Source organism: Photorhabdus viridis, assembly GCF_040256935.1.
Taxonomy (GTDB): Bacteria; Pseudomonadota; Gammaproteobacteria; order Enterobacterales; family Enterobacteriaceae; genus Photorhabdus; species Photorhabdus viridis.
Genome location: NZ_JBEJZY010000611.1, coordinates 1 through 223, shown reverse-complemented (window position 1 = coordinate 223; position 223 = coordinate 1). Strand labels below are relative to the sequence as shown.

The following is a 223-nucleotide window of genomic DNA, read 5'->3' as shown; positions in this document are numbered from 1 at the left end:
TTTCCTGGCTGAATATCAATGGCGACCTGTTGTGAGGGCAGGCGGTTCAGGCGTTCCATGCCTTGTTCAATATCCCGCAGATTGAGTGTTTTGCCAATCATGCCCGGAAAGGCCATTTTGAGTGAACGTGGTGTTTCATCATCAAGGCTGATTGACTCAATTTTGCCTTCATTCACGGTAATCATGAGGGTACCGGAGGATAAATCCTGCGCTCTGAGGTCAG

The 223-nt window shown here is 48.9% G+C and carries 1 protein-coding gene; it reads right to left on the bottom strand.

Annotated elements, in window-relative coordinates; all coding sequences use genetic code 11:
- A partial coding sequence (locus tag ABR397_RS24775; protein ID WP_350307981.1) for a POTRA domain-containing protein occupies nt 1-223 on the bottom strand: 223 nt, incomplete at both ends.